The following is a 15,259-nucleotide window of genomic DNA, read 5'->3' on the forward strand; positions in this document are numbered from 1 at the left end:
AGACTGCAGTTATCGAATGACGCGATTAGAAGTCGTAGCTCAACGTCACCCGACCCGAGCGTGGCGCCTGATAGGCGACGACCTGATCCCATAGCGGGTTGGTGGTGTTGTCGGGCAGCTGCGAGAACGGGTAGATGTTGCTCGCGGTCTGCTCGTTGGTGATGTTGAACACGTCCAAGCGCAACGCCAGCTTGCCGTCGGCAAACGCCGGCTTGTAGGTCACGCCCATATCCAGCTGCGCGATCCAGCCCAAGCGTCCCTGCGAACCCGGAGGCGATGCCACACCGGTGCCGGTTTCCGGGTTGTAGCAGTAGTGGTACGGGCCGCCGGTGATGGCGCTGCCGCCGTAGCCGGCCGGATCACGGCCGCTGTATTCGGTCCCGTAGTAGTTACCCAGGCAGTTATGCGGAGCGCCGGAAATCAGGCTGAAATTGGCCGATGCGCCCCATTGCGGGGTGAACTGATAGAACCCGAACAGCTTGAGCTGATGGCGATGATCGTTGGATTGATCGCCGTTGAAGTGTTCCATCAACGCAGGGTGGTCCCAGCTCTGTGTGGTCGAGACCGATGCCTGGCCCTGATAGCTGCCGAGTGCGCCGCCGGTGCGCCACAGATCCGAGCGCACCTGGCCTTCGGTGGTGCCGTAGCTATGCGACCAGACGTAGTTGACCTTGGCGTACCACTTGCCGTCGAACGGACGCTCAAGATTGAATTCCACCGCCGAATAATTGCGCTTGAACTTCGGGAAACCGGCCGCTTCGCGGCTCACCGACACTTCGTGGAACTGGCCATCGGTACCGATCACCCCCCAGGTATTGGTCTGGCCCGGATTGATCAACGAAGCGCCCGCCACCTTGGAAAAATCGATGGTCACGCCTTGCGCCGCCGCCGCGTCGATCAACGCGGTATTGGAGACATCGTAGTTCTGGTCGTCGATACCGGCATTGAGGCGGCGATGCGTGCCGCGCACGCCCAGCACCCAGCCGCTATCGAGTTGCTTGGTAAAACCGAGGATGAGTTCGTCCTGATTTTCGCCTTCGATATCCTTGACCACCGCCGTACGCACATCGGCAATGCGGCCGAAGCGCGAGTTGGCCGACACCGCCGAACCCAACTGCTGCGCCAAAATTGGCGCGCCATCGGCATTGATGCCGCTGTAGGTGAAGTAGGTATCGGTGGTGGTCGCCGGGGTGAACAGGCTCACCGCGGACAGCGGCAGACCAAGGTAGTAACGACCAAGGTTACCGAACACCTTCAGGCTGGAATCGCCATTGACGTCCCAGCTAAAGCCCAAGCGCGGCGCCCAGGCATTATCGATTTCGATATAGGGATCGCCGAACGGGGTGTAGTTGGTGAACTCGTCCTTGCGCAGGCCCAGGCTCAGCAGCAGATTGTCGGTGACCTGCCACTTGTCTTCGATGTAGTAGGCGCGTTGCTTGGCCTCGTACGAATACAGGCTGGTATTGATGTTGCGCACCACGTAGTAGCCACTGGATCCATTGACCGGATCCACCAAACCCGGGCTCGGCGCACCGACGCCGCCGGCTTCGTTGGCCGATTGACTGACCAGCCCACCGGTGGCCAGCCCATAGGGATCATTGGTCTGGCCGTAGGTCCAGGCATAGCCGGGACCAGAGAGGATCGAGCCGACATCGATACCTTCGGACTTCTGGTTATCGATACCGAAGTTGAGCGTGTGGTGACCAAGGCGCCATTCCAAGTTCAAGCGCTGGTTGTCTTTTTTTGTATTCGCGGTCCGGCGAGCTGACCGAGCTGACCAACTGGTTGCCGATGCGCGGTGTGCCGCCGGTGTAGGCAGGATTCTGCAATGCGGCACTGTTGATCACCGGACCGCCGGCCGCGTCGTAGTTGAACGGCGTCAGTTCGTCCGGCGTTCTCATCTTGCCGTAGAGCGCGGTCACGGTGAGGTTATCGCCCAGATAGCCGGTGTACTTGCCGGTGAACAGCGTCGGCCCGGTTTTCCAGGTGGATTCATCGGTGAAATACGCACCGCGCTCACGCGCAAGATAGTCGTAGCGATAGATAGAGCCGTTGGTTTCGGCGACGTCGCTGGCACCGGTCACCTCGATCAGGTGATTGTCGGTGATGTTCCAATCCACCTTGGCGTACCAGCGCTTCTGTTTGTAGTCGTAATCGGTGAGGCCGCCGGTACGGCCGTTGTCGGTGTCGCGGTTGGTGCCCACGCGGATGCCGTCAGAGTTCACCTGCTCGGCGGCCAGGAAGAAGAACAGCTTGTCCTGGATGATCGGTCCGCCGACATAGGCGCTGTAGGTGGTCTGGTTGGCTTCGGCCTCGCTGGCCGGCTGATACAGGCCATTGGCCGCACGCGCGTAGCGGTAAGCGGCATTGTTGATGGTGCTGCCCTGGCTGTCCGGGCGCCAATAGATGTCGCGCTGATTGGCCTTGAGGCCGTTCGGCTCCCAGATCACTGCAGCGCCGAACTTCCACTCATTGGTGCCGCGCTTGCCGATCTGGTTGATCACGCCGCCGTTGGCGCGGCCGTACTGCGCGCCGTAGCCGCCGGTAAAGATTTCCTGCTGGTCGATGGCGCCGTACGGCAGGGTCAGGCCGCCCAGGTTGTTGCTGATGGTGGTGGTGTTGAAGCCGTTGAGGTAGTACGCGTTTTCGCTGGCGGCCGAGCCGCCGAAGCTGGGGAGCGAGCCGCCGAGCGGGCCATTGTCGAAGCCGCCGCTGTTGACCACCACCCCCGGTGCCAGCAGCGCGATCGCTTCGGCGGTGCGGCCCAGCGGCAGTTGCTGCAACTGTTCGGCGGTGACCACGGTGCGCGTATCCACGCTGCTGACGTCGATGGTGGTGAGGCTGGCGGCGCTGACGGTGACGCTGTCCAGCGTCTGCACGCCGCTCCCCGCGGCTGCGCTGGCAGCGAAGGACACGTCTGTGTTGGCCCCGACGGTGATGGCGACGTTCTCGCGCGTCTCCACCACTGCGCCATCGCGCTTGACCGTCACCTTGTAGGTGCCCAGCGGCAGATTGCCGGCGGTGTAGCGGCCGCGTGCGTCCACCGCCACCTCGCGGCTGAAGCCGCTGTTGTTTTCCACCAGCACGCTCGTGCCACTGCCCTGCCCCACGCTGCCGACGATGCTGCCGGTGGTGGACTGCGCGTGGACGCTGCCCATGGCCATGACCAATGCCAATGCCAAGGCACGCTTCTGGATACTACGGTTCATGCTCTCTCCCCAGGTCTTGAACTGTCGGCAAGGCGACAAACGAACGGTGCCAATGGCTACCGAAATCACACTTTCTGAACATCTGCAGCGCGATGCCAATGACTGCGCGCCATCAGCTCATTCCAAACTGTCGATCACGTGGCGTTCGATCATAGGCAGCCAAGTTCCCCCATCCGCCCACTTCGACGGGTAGGCGGGTGTCCGACGGGTAGGCGCGCAGGGCCGCAGGCCTGACAATGGCGCACGCGATGCCCGCCGCCGGGCGTCGATGCCCCCAATCGGTATTCCTCAAGGATTTGCGCATGAACCATTCCCGCTCCCACGCCCTGTTCGCCCAGGCGCAGACCTTGCTACCCGGCGGCGTCAACTCGCCGGTGCGGGCGTTCAAGTCGGTCGGCGGCGAGCCGTTCTTCGTGGCGCGCGCCGATGGCCCGTATCTGTTCGATGTCGACGACAACCGCTACATCGACTACGTGGGCTCGTGGGGGCCGATGATTGCCGGGCACAACCACCCGGCCGTGCGCGAAGCGGTCGAGCGGGCGATCGGCAACGGGCTGTCGTTCGGTGCGCCGTGCGCAGCCGAAGTAACGATGGCGCAGACCATTACCCGGCTGGTGCCCTCCTGCGAGATGGTGCGCATGGTCAACTCCGGCACCGAAGCCACGCTGTCGGCGGTACGCCTGGCGCGTGGCGCCACCGGGCGCAATCGCATCATCAAGTTCGAAGGCTGCTATCACGGCCACGGCGATTCGTTTCTGGTCAAGGCCGGCAGCGGCATGCTGACCCTGGGCGTGCCGACCTCGCCCGGCGTACCCGCCGGGCTGAGCGAGTTGACCGCCACGCTGAGCTTCAACGACTTCGAGGGCGCCACCGCGCTGTTCGACGAGATCGGTGCGGAGGTGGCGGCGGTGATCATCGAGCCGGTGGTCGGCAACGCCAACTGCATTCCGCCGCAGGCCGGCTATCTGCAGCATCTGCGCACGCTGTGCACGCGGCACGGCGCGCTGCTGATCTTCGACGAAGTGATGACCGGCTTCCGCGTCGCGCTCGGTGGTGCGCAGGCACATTACGGCGTGGCCCCGGACCTGACCACCTTCGGCAAGATCATCGGCGGCGGCATGCCGGTGGGCGCTTACGGCGGCCGCCGCGACTTGATGGAGCAGGTTGCTCCGGCCGGGCCGATCTACCAGGCCGGCACCTTGTCGGGCAACCCGGTGGCGATGGCCGCCGGCCTGGCGATGCTGGAGCTGGTGCAGGAGCCGGGCTTCCACACGCGCCTGAGCGAGGCCACCAGCCTGCTGTGCGAAGGCCTGGAAGATGCCGCACGCGCGGCCGGCATTGCCGTCACCACCAATCAGGTCGGCGGCATGTTCGGGCTGTTCTTCACCGACGACATCGTGGAAAGCTACGCACAGGCCACCGCATGCGATATCACCAGCTTCAACCGCTTCTTCCACGCGATGCTGCAGCGGGGCGTGTACCTGCCGCCCTCGGCGTACGAAGCCGGCTTCATGTCCAGTGCGCACGACGAGGCGGTGATCGAAGCCACGCTGGCGGCAGCGCGCGAGGCGTTTGCGGAAGTGGCGCGCTGAATTGCGACTTGGGAATCGGTGAGCAGTGGGCGCGGGGCGTTGCGGGTCTGCGGTGCGGTGCGGTGCGGCGTGAGCGTGCCGTGCTTGGCGTGCTCGGGATGTTGGCGAGGTACGCGTTGCCGGATTTGCTGGTGACGCTCACTCTGCGGGTAGCGCGTTTCGTTCGCGGCAGCAGCAGCAACTGCAAGGCAGTGCACCTCGCAACAAGTCCGTGACCGCATGCCTCTGACGCCGTGTGGTGATGTCTGTGAATGCGCACCACCCGAGCCAAGCGACCTTTAGCGCCTCTTGGCCGCACGCACAAGCCGGCGCATCCGTTACGCTGAACCCGTCAACGGGGCGCAACACGCTTTGCTTTTGTCGCGTGGCTGTCATACCTTTCCGACAGGTGCTCAGGGACGGGCATGGGTGGGGACCCTCGAAGCAGCCGCTGCACCGTCGCCGCCGCATCCGGTGATTACGCTGCATTGCCGCTGGTTCACTCCGATCTGCAGCGTGTCGAGCCGGCATGCTGCCGACGCTTGATACGGCCGCCTTCGCCTCATGCTCAAGCCTGTTGCGCTGCTCACTCCGCGCCCGTCACCGTCGCGCGACCCCGTCATTCCCGATTGGCTGCTTGCCGGCAAGCTGGAGCCGCCGTTGCTGCGCGCCGATGCCGTGGTGCGTGGCGCGTTGTTGGCTGCCTTGGATGAAGCGCAAGCACGCCCACTGACGCTATTGCTCGCTCCACCCGGGTTCGGCAAGACCACGCTGCTGGCGCAGTGGCATGCGCAACTGAGTGCGCGCGAGCCGGGCGCGGTGGCGTGGCTGTCGCTGGACGAAGAAGACGCCGATGCAGCGCGTTTTCTTGGCCATCTGGCGCTGGCGTTGCAGAGCGCAGGTGCCGACCACGCGCTGTGCGCCGCAGTCCTGCATAACCGCGATCAAGACCCGCGCGAAGCAGCGGCGCTGTTGATTCGCGCGCTACGCACCGCGCCGCACCGCATCAGCGTGATTCTCGACAACTACGACCGGCTCGGCAGCAGCCTCGTCGATGCATGGGTGCTGCGCTTGATCGAGCACAGCGGTGGGCGTCTGCACCTCTTGCTCGCTACCCGCCGCGTGCCCAACCTGCCGTTGGCACGGTTGGATCTGCAAGCCCAGCTCAGCCGCATCGGTAGCGAGCAACTGGCGCTTGACGATCTTGAAGCACAGGCATTGCTCGGCCCGCATGTGCCGGCACCGGTAGTGGACGAGCTGCGCCGCTACACCGAAGGCTGGCCGGTGGCGCTGCAGCTCGCACGGCTGTGGTTGGAAGGCGATGCACAACGTCAACAGGAAGTCGCGGCACGTTTCTCCGGGCGCAGCGCGCAGATTGCGGCATATCTAGCCGAACAGGTGGTCAACGATCTGGATGCGGACACCCGCGACCTGCTGCTGCGCACCAGCCCGCTGGAACGCATCAACGCCGCGCTCGCCGATGCCGTACGCCAACGCGACGACAGCGGCCGGCTGCTGGCGCGGCTGGAACATTTTCATGGTCTGCTGGTGCCGCTGGATGGCGAACGCGAATGGTTCCGCTATCACCCGCTGTTTGCCGATTTCCTACAGCAACTGCTCGACCGCGAACATCCCGGACAAGGCGTGCAGCTGCATAAACGCGCAGCGCGCTGGTTCGGCGAACATCAGCATTTGGCCGAAGCGGTGCGGCATGCCTCGCGCGGCGACTGCGGCGATCTTGCCGCCAGCTACATCGCACGCGCCGGCACCTGGCAGCTGCTGTTGACCCACGGCACGCATGAAGTGCGCGCGCTACTGCGCCATTTCGACCACCGCACCATCCGCGGCACGCCTGCGTTGAATCTCACCCAGGCGCACCTGCACGTAAAGCTTGGCGAGTTCAGCCACGCGCGGTTGTTGCTGGAACGCTTCCGTGATTTCCCCGCTGCACTACGCGAGCCGCTGCAGCGCGATTACACCGTGATGGTCGCGCTGCTGCGCGACCGTCTGGACGAAATCTGCGGCAACCCGCATGGCCTGGCCCAGATTGCTGCGCAGGCCGGCGCACTGGATGAAGACGACCATCTCGGCCGCGGCATGCTGCTCTGCATCTGCGCCACTACCGCGATTGCGCAAGGCGCGTTTGCAGTTGCAGAGCGCTACGCACTCAACGCGCGCGACGCCATGCAGCGCGGCGGCAGCGACCTGGGCGCCAGCCAGGCGGTGTTGTCGCTGGGCCAGAGCCTGTTCTATCGCGGCCGGCTCAGCGATGCGGAAGCCTGCTACCAGCAGGCCTTGAGTTGGTGCGCGCGTACGCCGCAACTGGATCGCGTGCTGGAAGCCGCCGCGCAATGCCTGCTCGCGCAATTGCATTACGAACGCGGCCACCACGACGACGCAGCCGACTTGTTGCATCCAGCACTGGAATTGCTGGAGCAACACGATGGCGGCATGGACGTACTGGCCGCCGGATACGGCACCGCGTTGGGGTTGGAACGCCTGCGCGACCACAGCGGACGCAGTGCATTGCTGTTGCTGGAGCACATCGAGCAGATTGCGCACGGGCGGAAGCTTGCGCGCTTGTCGGAACTGGCTGCCGCGTGGCGGTTGATGCTGTTGCTGGAACATCCGGGCAACGCCACCATCGATGTGCTGATCGCGCGCACCGGCGGCGAATCCGGCCTGGCGCATACGTTGCGCTCGCCACACCGCTGGCACGATCGCGCGGCGATGGGGTTCGCGCTAGCCCGCTGGCATCGTCTGGCCGGACGCAGCAGCGCGGCGCTCATCATCCTTGGGCAGATCGAACAGGCCTGCCTGGCCGACGACAATGCCTGGCATCTGGCACGTACCCGTGCGCGTATTGCGCTGGTACTACAGCAACGCGGCGAATTGCTTGCTGCCCTGCCGCATATATACAGCGCGCTGGAGCATGTTGCGCTGACGCAAAGCTGGCAGGCCATCGTGGAACTGGGCTTGCCGGCCAAGGCGATGCTGCGTTCGCTACGCCAGCATGACCCGCACACCGTTGGCGGCACCACGCGTGCATTGACCATCCAGGCCTTACTGGAACGCCTCAGCGGCGACGACGACCCCACCTGCGACATTTTCAGCGAGCGCGAACTGGAAGTGCTGGCGCAACTGGCGCGCGGCTATTCCAACAAGCAGATCGCACGCTGCCTGCATCTGTCGGAAAACACGGTCAAATTTCATCTGAAAAACCTGTACCGCAAGCTCGACGCACGCAGCCGCGAAAACGCCCTGGCGCAGGCATTGGAGCGCGGGTTATTGCGTGGAAGCGCGCCGCATGCAGATCAGGGCGCGCTTCCGGATTGATCAGCAATTGCGTGCATCGCTACGTTCAGCGCAACGCTGCACGTGTGGCGGCCAGGCCTGACAGCGCTGGCCGCCAGGCACGCATCACCCGAAACTCAGCGTGCCCTTCATCATCGCCCAGTGGCCGGGGAACGAGCAGAAGAAGGTGTAGTCGCCGCCCTTGCTCAGCTTGCTGGTCGGAAAGCTCACCGTGGTGCTGTCGCCGCCACCGATAACCTTGGTGTGCGCAATCACGCGCGCGTCGGCCTTGGGCAGATAACTGTCGGCGATGGTCGAGCGGACCCCCGCGTTGGCCACTGCCTGGAAATCGGCGGACTTGGTCAATACCCAGTTATGTCCCATCACCGTGGCGTCCATCTTGCCGGAATGCTTGAGCGTGAGCTCCACCAGTGTGCAATCGGGTGCAAGCTTGATCCCGCTCTGATCGAACTTCATCTGATCGTTGCCGGTGATGGTCACCGCGCACGTCCGTGCCCATGCCGAAGGTGCCATCAGCGCCAGCGCACATACGGCAATTGTGGAAAACAGCTTCAAGAGAACACTCCTGCGTTAGAAAATTGCAGCACATCGCACGCGGCACGCCGCTGCAACAGTGAGGTGGTGAGACGTGCTGACAGTGCCAGAGTAACGCGTTGTCGCAATCAACAGCGCATACGCGCAAGCCCAGTGCAGTGCAGTGCGCTCGCGTATCGAACAAGATGCGAAGAGCCGTCTTGATTGCAAGCGAACCTTCCGCAGCACGCCTGCCTCACGCGTAACGGAAAAATGCATCCATCGGCTCTGCCGCGGCAGAGGCAATGGCAGGCACCGGCAGCGGGCCACGTTTACCGGCGACCACCTGCACGAATGCCTGCTTGAAGCGTGCCATCTCCGCCTCGGTGCCCACGGTGATGCGCGACCAGGTTGGCCACACCGGCCAGCTGCGGCCGATGAACACACCGTGGGTGGCCATATCGTCCTTGAAGCCAGCCGCCGGCCGCTTCACATCGACCATAAAGCAGTTGCTCTCCGACGTGGTGCAGGCATAGCCGTGCTTGCCGATAAACTCCATCACGTCCTGACGGATTGCCGCCGTGCGCGCACGCCGCTGCGGTACCAGCTCAGGATCGCGCAGGCTAGCCAGCCCTGCGGCGGCGGCGGTGACCGGCAAGCTGTTGACGCTGTAGAACTTCAACTTGGCCAACAGGTCCGGGCGCGCCGCCGCATACCCCAGGCGGATGCCGGCCATGCCATAGAGCTTGGAGAAGGTGCGCAACACCACCACGTCTTCACCCGCAGCGACCATGTCGACCATGCTGCGCGTGCTTTGTGCGAAGTGGATATACGCCTCATCCACCACCAACACGCTGCCTTTGGGCTTGTGCGCCAACGCGTAGTCCAGATCTTTGCGTGCGGTGACCGAGCCGGTGGGGTTGTTGGGGTTGCAGATGTAGATCACGCCCGCGTTGGCATCGGCCGCGCACATGGCCTGCACATCATGCGAAAAATCTTTGCGCAACGGCACTTTGACCAAGCGTGCGCCATTGCGGGTTGCGGCACGCCAGCCGGATTCGTAGGTGGGGTCGGCGGTGACCAACGCGGCGCTGGGCGAAGTGAAGGCCAGCATCGTGTAGTCGAGCGGCTCGGTGGACCCGGCATGATCGACCGGCAGCTTGAGCTCGGCAGCCAGCGTAGTCATCAATTCCATCTGTACCTCGCGCAGGTAACGCCCGCCTTGCGGTGCGATCTGCGCGATGGCTTTCACTGCGGCAGCAGACGGTCCATCCGGAAACTCATTGGAGTCGATCATCACCGGTGCCAATGCCGCTGCCGGTGCCGGCGCGATGGCAGCGGAGCGCTCTGCAGCGCTGGCCAATAACGGCAAGCTGCCTGCACAGGCGGCGCCGGCAAACAACGCACAGTCGCGTACAAACGTGCGGCGCGAAAGAGCAGTTTTCATGACAATCTCCAGCAAATAAAGACGCGAACTCAGGGACGCACAGCGACAACTTCGATCTCGACCCGGTACAGCGGGTTACCCAATGCAGCAATCTGGAACGCCGAGCGCGCAGGCAGATTGGGCTGTTCCTTGGTGCCGAAGAACTGGCGATACCCTTCCATGAAACCGTTGAAATCCATCTTGCCGCCCATGGCCGGGTCGCCGACCAGAAACACCTGCATCTTCACCACATCGCCCATACCCAACCCAAGCGTGGCCAACTGCTGTTTGATCTGATTCAACACGCTCACCGTTTGTGCCTTGGTGTCGCCATAGGCAGCAGCAGAGTCTTTCGGCGCGCTGGTATCGATCACCGCCGGCACCTTGCCGCTGACATACACCGTAGCCTTGCCGGCGGGAATTTCCACCGCGGCGGCAATGGGGAAATCGCTATTGGGAATCTTGTGGCGGATCACCTCGGCGGCGTGCGCAGCGCCGAAACTGGAAGACCACAGCACGGCAACGGTAAGAAAGGTGGTCATGGGACGGAGCATGGCAATTCCTTGTGTGAGAAAAGATCAGTGGCGTAGCGATTTGACGTCTTCGATGGTCACGTGCTCGGCATAGTCGTTACCGAAATGAGTCCGCACGTAGCTCACCACTTCGGCCACCTGACGGTCGTCGAGCATGTCGCCGAAACCCGGCATGCCGGCGTGGCCGTCGAGCACCATCATGGTCACGTACGGGCCGGCAGCCAGTTTGGGATTGTCGGCAAGTGCAGGATAGTCGCCGGCGCCTTGCGCGCCGCGCCCGGCCGACATATGGCAGCCCTGGCAGATCGCCTGGTAAACATCCTGTCCAGACGCTTTGGCGAAGCCTTGCTGAGGAAATAATTGCGTGGCATCGGAACTTTGTGCGTGCGCATCGCGCACAGTGGGCGGCAGCATCAAGGCGAGGATGGCAAGCGCAACGGTGGCACCGCACATTCTTGGCAAAAGGCTCATGCGCGCGTTCCTCCGGCAATGACCTTGCGGTGCAGGCGGCCGACGACATCGTGCGCAGACAAAATTGCGCCCTCCTGCCAGGCCGGGATGTAGGACACATGCTCACCAGCCAACGCCAGCCGTCCATCGATCTGGCACAGCGGAGTGTAGTGCTCAGCGCGCGCCTGCTCGCTCCACATGCCATAGCAACCATGCGTAAACGGAACGCGGTGCCAGCCGACTGCGATGCCGTTTTCGAATTCGCGTGGATACTGCGGGTGCAGCTGCGTGCCGTATTCCACCGCCTTGCGCACACGCTGCTCGGGCGCCATCGCGGTGAACTGGTACGCGTCCAGCCCCCACATATAGGCGCCGAGCAGCACTCCCTTGCCGGGGCTGTGGTAGTTGGTGCTGGGGTAACTGATCAAGGTGATCGGCAGGTCGGTATAGCTGATGCCGCCATAGATCGCTTCGTCTTCTTCCCAGAAACGGCGCTTGAATTGCAGGCCCACTTTCACCGATGCCGCATACGGCACCTTGCCGATCGCGGTGGTCATCGCATCACTGGCAGTGACCGGAATACGGCTGAGCACCGACAGTGGAATCGTGCAGATGCACCAGTCCGCAGTGGCGATGCGTTCTTCGCCGCCACGCACCGCATCCTGCCAGGACACACGCACGCCGCTGCCGTCCTGATCGATCTTGGTGACCTTAGCGTTATAGGTGATCGCATCGCCAAGTTGGCGTGCGAACGCCTTGCCGATCTGGTCCATGCCGCCCACCGGCTGGAACATGGTGGTCTGCATTTCGTACTTATTGCCTACTGCCAGCGTGGTCCACAGGCGTGAGCGCAGCACATCCTGCACGCTGAAGGGATCGGAGAATTCCGGCTTGCCCGACAACCCGCCACCAGGGTAACGCGCAAAGCCGCGCCGCTCGCTGCTGTCCTTGCCTTTGACGTAACCGAACTTCTGGTCGAGCGCCCCCCAGGTGCGCAAGGATTCCAGCAGCAGCTCCTGATCTTCGCGGCTGACCGTCTTGTCCAAGGCGTGTTGCTGCGTGCACTTGGCCAGCAACTCGGACACATGGCCCTTGTAATCGGCATCGATGGCGCGAAAGCGCTGCGGTTTGCCGCCGAAGCCTTTTTCGCTATGCAGTAGCGCGTTGTAATTGACCTGATTGAAGGCTTCCAGCGCCACGCCGAATTGCTTGCAGTAACTCAGCACCGCCTTGTGATGGTGCGGAATGCGCCACGGCCCGGAGTTGAGATACAAACCGTCGTCGAACTGGCAATGCTGTGTGGCGCCGCCCAACTCGGTATAGCGGTCACCGCCGCGCAGGGTCCAGTTGCGTCCGCCAGGGCGGTCGTTGTATTCGAGCAACTGCACGCGGTAACCGGCCTTGCGCAACTCGAAGGCCGCGCTCATGCCGGCGAGCCCGGCGCCGAGGATCAAGACCGAGGCCCCCTTGGGGTCGCCATCCAACTGCAGTGGGCCTTTGAAATTGGATTCGGCTGCCATGCCCAGGCTGCTCATCGCCTGATACATCATCGCGCCACCGGCGGTCATGCCGATGCGCGCCAGCAACTGCCGACGCGTCATCGCTCCCGAGTGATTGCCTTGCATCAACGCACTTCCCCTGCATGTCATGGACGAGCGCATGCGGCCGGCAATCCTAGCGGCCGCGGCTGCACCTCAGAATTTGCAGGCCAGGCTGGCGAACAACTGGCGCGGTGCGATCAACTGATACGAACCCGAGCTTTCGTTGGGAAACACTGCACCAATTGCATCGTCCTTGTCGAACAGGTTGTAGACCGACAACTGCAGCCGGCCACCGGCGAGAAACCCACTGCTGTCGCCCTGGTAACCGACGCTGCCGTTGACGATGAAGGTGGCATCCACCTGGTCGGTATTGCGCGTGTCGCCGTAGCGCTTGCCGGTGTATTTGGTATCCAGATTGGCGAAGAAATGCTCGCCTTCCCAACCGCCGTTGACGCTGAACATCACCTTCGGCGCATCCGGTACGTCGTTGCCTTTCACCTGTACCAGGCTGCCGCTGACCGGGCCGAAGTAGTTGTCCTGGAATTCGGAGTTGTTCCAGGTCAGCGATGCACCCAGCCGCCAGCCCGGCGCCGGTTTCCACATGCCGGAGATTTCCGCGCCGTAGGTCTGTACGTCGCCGACGTTGGCGTAGACGGTGGGCGCAACCACCAGCGGGTCCGGATCAATCAGCGCGATGATGCGGTTTTCGTAATCGATCTTGTAGGCGGCGACATAGCCGCTCCACTGTGTGGATTCGGCGCGGATGCCGATATCGATATTGGTGGATTCTTCCGGCGCGATATCCGGGTTGAATGCCCCTGATGTCAAGGCCAGCCGCGGCGCCGAGCTGAAGTTCTCCGCGTAGTTCGCGAACACCTGCACACCCTCGGCAAGCTGGAAGCTGGCACCGACCTGCGGCTGGAACCAATCGCTGTTCTTGATGGTGACATCGCGGCGCACACCGACATTAAAGTCATCGAGATTGGCGGTGCCGTTGTAGTCGCGTTTGACATCCAGCCCCTTAGCGCCGAACTCCATGGTGAGGCGATCATCGAGCAGGCGTAGCGTGTCCTTGATGTAGAGTTGCTTCACTTCGGTGGAGAAGTGGTTGTCGTAGTAGATGACGATCGGCAGCGAGCCTTTGAGCAAAGCGCCGGTGGCCGGGTCCAGGTTGTACAGCGGGCGCACCTGATCGAAGTCGTAGTTTTCGTACCATGCACCGGCTTCGAGTTTGTTGTGCTCGGTCTCCCACGACACCGCCGCGGTTAGGCCGTAGCGATCGCCCCCTATGACTTCTTCGCGCCGCGTCATCGCACCGACGTGGGTGACATTACCGTTGGCATCGACAATTTGCGGGTCGTTGATGGCGATGTCGGTGCGCCCTGGCGTGCCGGCGATCGCATCGTTGTACAAGCCGGTCGCCGTGCTCGGCGGAGCGCCGCCGACGCCGTACCCGTGCTTGTTTTCGTAGTAGCCGGTGAAAGTGAAGCCGATCGCATCGTTGAAGAGAAAATCGCCGTGCAGGCTGAGCAAGGAATCGCGCCGCCCGTTCTGCCATTGGCTGTAATGCTTGGCATCCACTTCCGGGTTGCCGGTGATGCGCTCATGCAGATCCGATGACACCGAACCGTCGGAGTTATACGACTGTACGTCGTAGTCCTTGCGGTTGTTGTAGATCCAGCCCAGCGTCAGGCTGCCCGCATCCCAGGCCTGGCGAATCTTGGCTTCGAAGTGATCGCTCTTTTGCGTGGCCGGCTCCATGTCCCACACACCGCCTTGCGTACGTGAGGCGGAGAGATACGCGCTGGGTCCGCCTTCCCACCAATTCGGCGTATCCAGGCGCACGAAGGTGCGCACCAGATCATCCGAACCGATGGTCTGGGTGAGATTGCCGCTCCAGCTGTCGCCGCCCTTCGGTGGCAGGCTGGTGTAACGGATCGCACCGCCGAGTGCGTGGTACGAGGGCTGGGTGACATCGCCCGAACCGGCCGACACGGTGACGTCGAGCAGGTTCTCGCTGGAGACGTAACGGGTGATCGGCCCGCCTTCGCGAGTGTCGAAGGTTTCGATCGGAATGCCGTCCAAGGTGACGCCGATCTGGTTGGCGGAAAACCCGCGGATGGTCATTGAATTGCCGAACTCGTACAGCCCGAACGGATCGGTGGTCTGCACGTTCACACCGGGTAGGCTGGCCAACAGCTGCTGCGGCGCCACCCCGGGCACCTGCGCCTGAATCTCGTCAACCGAGATGGACGCGGTGGTGCGCGTCGACCCGGTGCCCACCACGCTGACGGCGTCCAGCGTGCGCGCTTCCTGTGCCAGAGCGGGCACACTCTGTGCACCGGCCAGCAACAAAGTCATCGACGCCAGCGTGTGGCGCGAGCGGGCAGTGGTGAGGATGGTGGCGACCGAGGCCGCCACTTGATCGGTATTCAAGCACTTTCGCATGCAATCAACCCCTGGAGATGTGTGGCGTACTGAGTAACCGGGCGCTCCCCCGAGACCGGCTGATGCCGCGGATGCGGCATGCGGTGACCATAACCAGGGCAGTTGCTCCGCAACGACAGTGCGGAGGGTGGGATCGATGCAGGTGGGTAGGTCGCCACCGAATTCAAAACTCTGAATAGGGACTTCTGCCGCCTACCTGTGCAGTGTTGGCATTGCAGGTCGCGCGCTTGCCATGCAGCGCGGAATCGACAAG

General features: G+C 63.1%; 8 protein-coding genes and 1 pseudogene. 2 read left to right on the top strand and 7 right to left on the bottom strand.

Going from position 1 to position 15,259, the window contains the following annotated elements:
• Positions 1-25: 25 nt before the first annotated feature.
• A pseudogene (locus KWO_RS22690) lies at positions 26-3,209 on the bottom strand (TonB-dependent receptor domain-containing protein).
• Positions 3,210-3,511: 302 nt separating this feature from the next.
• Here KWO_RS22690 and hemL point away from each other — a divergent pair.
• Both hemL and KWO_RS19185 read left to right on the top strand, forming a co-directional pair.
• A complete protein-coding gene (gene hemL, locus KWO_RS19180) occupies positions 3,512-4,801 on the top strand; it encodes a glutamate-1-semialdehyde 2,1-aminomutase (protein ID WP_017112971.1) in 1,290 nt (429 codons plus the stop codon).
• A 543-nt stretch (positions 4,802-5,344) separates the two neighbouring features.
• On the top strand, positions 5,345-8,116 hold the full coding sequence (locus KWO_RS19185) for a winged helix-turn-helix domain-containing protein (protein WP_010377139.1): 2,772 nt from the start codon (positions 5,345-5,347) through the stop codon (positions 8,114-8,116).
• Between the two features lie 84 nt (positions 8,117-8,200).
• Here the strand turns inward: KWO_RS19185 and azu are convergent, their stop codons facing one another.
• From azu to KWO_RS19215, 6 genes are all read right to left on the bottom strand, one after another.
• Positions 8,201-8,650: an azurin gene (gene azu, locus KWO_RS19190; protein WP_010364446.1), complete on the bottom strand. Its 450-nt coding sequence runs from the start codon at positions 8,648-8,650 to the stop codon at positions 8,201-8,203.
• 214 nt (positions 8,651-8,864) lie between these two features.
• Positions 8,865-10,055 carry a pyridoxal phosphate-dependent aminotransferase gene (locus KWO_RS19195; RefSeq protein WP_010377141.1) on the bottom strand — a complete coding sequence of 397 codons (1,191 nt, stop codon included), beginning with the start codon at positions 10,053-10,055 and terminating at the stop codon, positions 8,865-8,867.
• Positions 10,056-10,084: 29 nt separating this feature from the next.
• Positions 10,085-10,588, bottom strand: coding sequence for a RidA family protein (locus KWO_RS19200; protein WP_026113179.1), 504 nt, complete (start codon positions 10,586-10,588; stop codon positions 10,085-10,087).
• Positions 10,589-10,612: 24 nt separating this feature from the next.
• Positions 10,613-11,038, bottom strand: a complete 426-nt coding sequence (locus KWO_RS19205) for a c-type cytochrome (protein WP_017112969.1) — start codon at positions 11,036-11,038, stop codon at positions 10,613-10,615.
• Entirely contained in the window at positions 11,035-12,642 is a 1,608-nt protein-coding gene (locus KWO_RS19210) for a flavin monoamine oxidase family protein (protein WP_017112968.1), read from the bottom strand. The genes KWO_RS19205 and KWO_RS19210 overlap by 4 nt, the downstream gene beginning before the upstream one ends.
• Positions 12,643-12,711: 69 nt before the next feature.
• A complete protein-coding gene (locus KWO_RS19215) occupies positions 12,712-14,994 on the bottom strand; it encodes a TonB-dependent receptor (RefSeq protein ID WP_026113180.1) in 2,283 nt (760 codons plus the stop codon).
• Between the last annotated feature and the right edge of the window lie 265 nt (positions 14,995-15,259).

The organism is Xanthomonas vasicola pv. musacearum NCPPB 4379 (genome assembly GCF_000277895.2).
In the GTDB taxonomy this organism is placed as follows: domain Bacteria; phylum Pseudomonadota; class Gammaproteobacteria; order Xanthomonadales; family Xanthomonadaceae; genus Xanthomonas; species Xanthomonas vasicola.

Excerpts from the sequence above, each read along its gene's own strand:
- KWO_RS19195 (WP_010377141.1), bottom strand. The coding sequence starts at position 10,055 with ATGAAAACTGCTCTTTCGCGCCGCACGTTTGTACGCGACTGTGCGTTG.
- KWO_RS19210 (WP_017112968.1), bottom strand. The coding sequence starts at position 12,642 with ATGCAAGGCAATCACTCGGGAGCGATGACGCGTCGGCAGTTGCTGGCG.
- KWO_RS19205 (WP_017112969.1), bottom strand. The coding sequence starts at position 11,038 with ATGAGCCTTTTGCCAAGAATGTGCGGTGCCACCGTTGCGCTTGCCATC.
- hemL (WP_017112971.1), top strand. The coding sequence starts at position 3,512 with ATGAACCATTCCCGCTCCCACGCCCTGTTCGCCCAGGCGCAGACCTTG.
- KWO_RS19200 (WP_026113179.1), bottom strand. The coding sequence starts at position 10,588 with ATGCTCCGTCCCATGACCACCTTTCTTACCGTTGCCGTGCTGTGGTCT.
- KWO_RS19185 (WP_010377139.1), top strand. The coding sequence starts at position 5,345 with ATGCTCAAGCCTGTTGCGCTGCTCACTCCGCGCCCGTCACCGTCGCGC.